Origin of the sequence: Mumia sp. (genome assembly GCF_028803055.1) — a bacterium.
GTDB lineage: Bacteria > Actinomycetota > Actinomycetes > Propionibacteriales > Nocardioidaceae > Mumia.
On record NZ_JARBCJ010000246.1, the window covers coordinates 1 to 3909 of the forward strand.

4 protein-coding genes are annotated in these 3909 nt (G+C 70.8%); all 4 read right to left on the reverse strand.

Annotated features, from left to right (window positions below; all coding sequences use genetic code 11):
• Positions 1-68: 68 nt before the first annotated feature.
• Positions 69-1028, reverse strand: coding sequence for a hypothetical protein (locus PV363_RS16440; protein ID WP_301022903.1), 960 nt, complete (start codon positions 1026-1028; stop codon positions 69-71).
• Positions 1025-1672, reverse strand: a complete 648-nt coding sequence (locus tag PV363_RS16445) for a TetR/AcrR family transcriptional regulator (RefSeq protein WP_220346402.1) — start codon at positions 1670-1672, stop codon at positions 1025-1027. The genes PV363_RS16440 and PV363_RS16445 overlap by 4 nt, the downstream gene beginning before the upstream one ends.
• Positions 1669-3213: an AMP-binding protein gene (locus PV363_RS16450; RefSeq protein WP_220346403.1), complete on the reverse strand. Its 1545-nt coding sequence runs from the start codon at positions 3211-3213 to the stop codon at positions 1669-1671. The genes PV363_RS16445 and PV363_RS16450 overlap by 4 nt, the downstream gene beginning before the upstream one ends.
• A 79-nt stretch (positions 3214-3292) precedes the next feature.
• The coding region (locus PV363_RS16455; RefSeq protein WP_301022904.1) for an alpha/beta fold hydrolase at positions 3293-3909 on the reverse strand (617 nt) is incomplete at its 5' end.

The following is a 3909-nucleotide window of genomic DNA, read 5'->3' on the forward strand; positions in this document are numbered from 1 at the left end:
CCCCCCCCCCCCCCCCCCCCGAGGGGGGAGTAAGGGCGAGGGGGGAGTACGGCGGTGCGGGCGTGCGGCTACTCGAAGTGACGGCGCGGGTTGTGCACCAGGATCGTCTCCAGGTCCGCCTGGCTGATCCCCTTGTCGAGCAGGGCCGGGATGACGTCCTCGCTGATGTGCCGGTAGTTCCACCGGGGCACGACCTGCTCCTTGGCACCCGCAGGGAACCAGTCGATGACGCACGATGCGTCATGAGCGATCACGACGTTGTCGACGAAGCCGCGGCGTACGAGCTCGACGACGGTGTCGACCCGGTCTTCGAACGGCAGCAGCAGGTCGAGTCCGAAACGGTCCATCCCGAGCAGCGAACCGGCCTCGGCCAGCCTGCTCAGGTAGTCGAGGTCCGTCGTGTCGCCGCAGTGCCCCAGGACCACCTTCGACAGGTCGACACCCTCCTCACCCAGCACGCGCTGGGCGACGAGACCCGACCCGGTGTGGGGGTTGGTGTGCACCGTGATCGGTGCGCCGGTCTGTACGTGCGCCTGACCCACCGCGCGCATCACGCGCTCGACGCCCGGCGTGAGCCCCTGGGCCTCGATCGCGCACTTGAGGAACGCCGCGCGGACTCCCGTGTCGGCGATCCCCTCCGTCAGGTCGCGGACGAAGAGCTCGGTCAACGGCTCCGGCACGTCGAAGAGCAGTCCCGGACCGGCGTAGTGGAACTGGAACGGGAGCTCGTTGTAGGTGTACAGCCCTGTCGCCACCACGATGTTGAGGTCGACCTGCTCCGCGATGCGCTGCACCCGCGGCACGTAGCGGCCCAGCCCGAGCACCGTCGGATCCATGATCGTGTCGATCCCGAGGCGCGCGAGCTCGGTCAGGTCGCGGACCGCGTCGGCCACCACCTGGTCCTCGTCCCAGTCACCGGCGTAGTTCCGGCGATGCTCCTCGCCGACGATGACGATGTGCTCGTGGACGAGCGTGCGACCGAGGTCGGCGCTGTCGACCGGCCCCGCGACCGTCTGCACCGTGCTCACGACGATGTCTCCGACGCCGCGGGCACTGACGCCGGGACGGCCTCCGTGCGCGCGGTCACCCCGATCGCGTTGAGCCACAACCGGGTGGAGATCGCCACGAGGTCGTCGAGGGAGGTCTCGTCACCGGCGACGAAGGTGTTGTACGCCATCCGCGTCACCATGGTCGCGAGAGAGCGCATGGCGAGCACCGGATCGAGCTCGGGGTCGGCGAGGCCGAGCGCCTGCAGCCGGCGGACGAGCACGGCGCTGCGCTCGGCGTACGCCCACCCCTGCCTCCGGCGCATCCCGCGGAAGTTCGCGTCGTGGCTCGCGACCTGCTCCATGAACAGCATGAGACGGGCGTTGGCGCGGTAGGTCTCGAAGAACGCCCGGTGGTTGGCCTCGACGAGCTCCGCCGGGTCGGTGATGCCGTCCTCTGGCGGGATGTGCGGGTGGAGGACATCCTTCTGTGCCTCGTAGAGGACGACGGAGAGGATCTCCTCCTTGCTCGCGAAGTAGGTGTAGAACGACCCGGTGGCACAGCCTGCGATCCGCGTGATCTCCGCGACGCGGGCGTCGCCGAAGCCGTCACGCTCGAAGACCTCGCGCGCGGCAGCAAGCAGTGCTGCCCTCGTGCGGGCGCCGCGGGCGGTGGCGGGACTCACCGGCGGCGGTCCTGCGGCCCGGCGTCGGACGGCGTGGCGTTCTGCGGCGCGGCGTCGGACAGCGCGGCACGGTCGATGGCGCGCTTGAGAATCTTGCCCGACGGACCCTTCGGGAGCACATCGACGAACTGGAAGAGGCGTGGCACCTTGTACGCGCTCAGGCGCTCCTTGGCCCACGCCCGGAGCGCCTCGGGGTCGGGAACGGCGCCCTCCCGCAGCACGATGACGGCAGCCACCTCCTCGCCGTACGTCGGGTCGGCGACGCCCACGACCGCCGCCTCGACGACGTCGGGGTGCTCGTAGAGCACCTCTTCGACCTCGCTCGGATAGACGTTGTAGCCGCCGCGGATGACGAGGTCCTTCAGCCGGTCGACGATCCGCAGGTCACCGTCCTCGTCGAGGATGCCGAGGTCACCGGTACGCAGCCACCCGTCCTGAAGGACGGCGGCGGTCGCCTCGGGATTGTTCCAGTAGCCCTTCATCACGATCGGGCCGCGGATCCACACCTCCCCGACTTCGCCGGCCGGCACGGCGTTGCCGTCCAGGTCACGGACCTCGATCTCGACGTTGTGCACCGCGCGGCCGACCGCGCCGACCTTCGGCTCGGTGTCGAGCGGGGCGAAGGTCGCCCAGCCGCACGTCTCCGACAACCCGTAGCCCTCGCGGATCCGCGTGCCGAACCTCTCCTCGAACGCACGGATCACCTCGGCGGGCAGCGAGGCACCCCCGGACGAGGCGAGCCGGAGGCGGGCGAAGTCCTCAGGCTTCGCGTCACCGGCAGCGTGCAGCATCGCGATCCACATCGTCGGCACGCCCGACACCACCGTCAGCTCGTCGTCGCGGATCATCTCGACGAACGTGCGCGGGTGGAAGGGGTGCAGCAGCGAGACCGGCGTGCCGAAGGAGAGCGCCAGGTGCATGACCATGATCTGCCCGAAGACGTGGAAGAGCGGGAGTGCGGTGCCGGATCGGTCCTCGTCGCTGAACTCGATGACGTGCTCGGCCGCGTCGACGATCGCGGCGATGCCGGACACGGCGAGCTCCGCGCCCTTGGGCCGCCCCGTCGTGCCGGAGGTGTAGATGATGAGCGCCGTCGCATCGTCGGGCAGGTCGACCGGTGCGTCGAGCTGGTCTGAGGTGTCCCAGTCCTCGAGCGGCCCGATCCGCCAGAAGGGGAGTCCACGCTCGCCGGCGACGGCCTCGGCGGCCTCGGCGGTGTCCTGCCAGGCGACGACGAGACCGACGCCGGCGTCGTCGACGACGTAGCCCAGCTCGCGAGCCGGTGCCATCACGTTCATCGTGATGACGGTCGCGCCGGCGGCGTGGAGGCCGTAGTAGGCGGCGACGAACTCTGGGATGGTCGGGGCGACGAGGAGGACGCGGTCGCCGGGGGAGATCCCGGCGTCGACGACCCGCTTCGCGAAGGCCGCCGCCGCGTCCCGCAGGGTCCCGAACGTGGTCTCGCGTCCTGCGGCCCGGACCGCCACCCGGTCGGGGCGGGCGCGTGCGTGCTCAAAGAGGGCGTCGGCGACGTTGGACACGGCTGCTCCTCCCGGAGGCGGGTGCGTTCTCGGGAACGTACCCGAATCGGGGTCCACCTACCAGCGGCGCCGGGACCGCTCAGACGTGCGCATCGAGGAAGGCCACGGTCCTCGCCAAGGACAGGTCGTGTCCTGCGCCGGACATGCGGTGACCCTGTCCCGGGTACCAGTGGACGTCGACCTCCTTGCCCGCCGCGCGCAGCGCGTCCACCGAGGCGGCGGTCCACGCCGGCGGACAGGTCCGGTCGGCGGTGCCGTGGTGGATCTGCACCGGCTCGGTGACCCGCTCGAAGAACCGGCGGGGCGAGAGGTCTTGCCAGGCGGCGGAGTCCTCGTCCGGCGGACCGTACGAGGCCTGCACCGCCGCGAGGCTCCAGGCACGCGTCGCTGCTGGGCGCGTCATGATCTCGACACCGTCGGGCGCTGACGAGCTCATCGGCGACAGCACGACGGCGGCCTTGACCAGCCCTGGCCGGCTGACAAGCACGTTGTACGCGATGCCACCGCCCATCGACCGTCCCACCAGTCCGATCCGGTCGGGGTCGACGGCGTCGAGCCGGGCGCGCCGCAGCGCCACGACCGCGTTGACGACGTCGACGGTGTAGCCGGTGCGCAGGGTGGCGTCGAGGTCGGAGTCGTGGTCGGAGCCTCCATGGTTGCGGTAGTCGGTGAACATCACGACGTAGCCGGCCCTCG